The sequence below is a fragment of the Enterobacter cloacae complex sp. IR5450 genome (assembly GCF_049238665.1).
Taxonomy (GTDB): domain Bacteria; phylum Pseudomonadota; class Gammaproteobacteria; order Enterobacterales; family Enterobacteriaceae; genus Enterobacter; species Enterobacter hormaechei_C.
On record NZ_JBMKIC010000082.1, the window covers coordinates 1 to 1221 of the forward strand.

At 52.6% G+C, this 1221-nt stretch carries 1 protein-coding gene and 2 pseudogenes; all 3 read right to left on the reverse strand.

Annotated elements, in window-relative coordinates:
- Nucleotides 1–83 (reverse strand): annotated as a pseudogene (locus ACOTYB_RS24755) (hypothetical protein); the annotation flags it as partial.
- A 55-nt stretch (nucleotides 84–138) separates the two neighbouring features.
- Nucleotides 139–1107, reverse strand: a complete 969-nt coding sequence (locus tag ACOTYB_RS24760; protein WP_072202995.1) for an IS5 family transposase — start codon at nucleotides 1105–1107, stop codon at nucleotides 139–141.
- 32 nt (nucleotides 1108–1139) lie between these two features.
- Nucleotides 1140–1221, reverse strand: a pseudogene (locus ACOTYB_RS24765) (hypothetical protein); the annotation flags it as partial.

A 1221-nucleotide genomic window follows, 5' to 3' on the forward strand; every position in this document is an offset into this window, starting at 1 on the left:
ATAACGGCAGCTCCTCGGGGAACGCTAATGCCAAATTCCAGCAGAAAAGCATGCATTTGATTGGTTGTTTTTACCTTATCCTGGGCTTTGTTGAATAAATAAGATTTCGTGCGAACGACCCTGTAGCTGGCTGGATTTTCAGGCAATACGCACGCTTTCTGGCATCCCGGCCTTTGTCATCCTGTTCAACGCACGCACCATGGCCATAGCTTCCGATACCTGACCATCGTAGTCACGCAGCGTCAGTGAATCTCCCAACAACTGCTTCATTCTGTACATTGCCGTTTCCGCTATCGAGCGACGGTTATATTCCGTTGTCCATTTCCACCGTGCATTGCTTCCGCTCAGCCGCTGATTAGCAACGGCACGGTTGCGGTCTGCGTACTCACCGGGCCAGTAACCTGCTCCTTTTCGGGGAGGAATAAGCGCGCTGATTTTTTTGCGGCGCAGTTCATCGTGACAGAGCCGGGTATCGTAAGCCCCGTCTGCCGCGGCTGCCCTGATTTTTCTGTGAGTCTGCCGGATAAGGCCCGGGAAGGCTTCTGAGTCCGTGACGTTATTCAGCGACAGGTCTGCACAGACAACTTCATGTGTGTTGCTGTCAACAGCAAGATGCAACTTTCGCCAGATACGACGGCGCTCTTTGCCGTGCTTTCTGACTTTCCATTCGCCTTCACCAAAGACCTTCAGCCCGGTGGAATCAATCACCAGGTGTGCGATTTCACCCCGGGTGGACGTTTTGAAACTGACATTAACCGACTTTGCCCGCTTACTGACACTGGTGTAATCCGGGCAGCGCAACGGAACGTTCATCAGGGCAAAAATGGAATCAATAAAACCCTGCGCAGCCCGCAGGGTCAGCCGGAATACGCGTTTAATCACCAGAACGGTGGTGATGGCGAGATCAGAATAGCGCTGGGGCCTTCCTCGTGATGAAGGCGTTGCCGACTCATACCAGGCCTGAATGGCCTCATCATCCAGCCAGAAAGTGAGGGAGCCACGGTTGATGAGAGCTTTGTTGTAGGTGGACCAGTTGGTGATTCTGAACTTTTGCTTTGCCACGGAATGGTCTGTGTTGTCGGGAGGATGCGTGATCTGATCCTTCAACTCAGCAAAAGTTCGATTTATTCAACAAAGCCCTTATCCTGAACCAGGGATTCACGGACACGATGCAGAGCCCGCATTGCCTGCTGAGATTCCGTTCTGGGCTGCACAAAACGC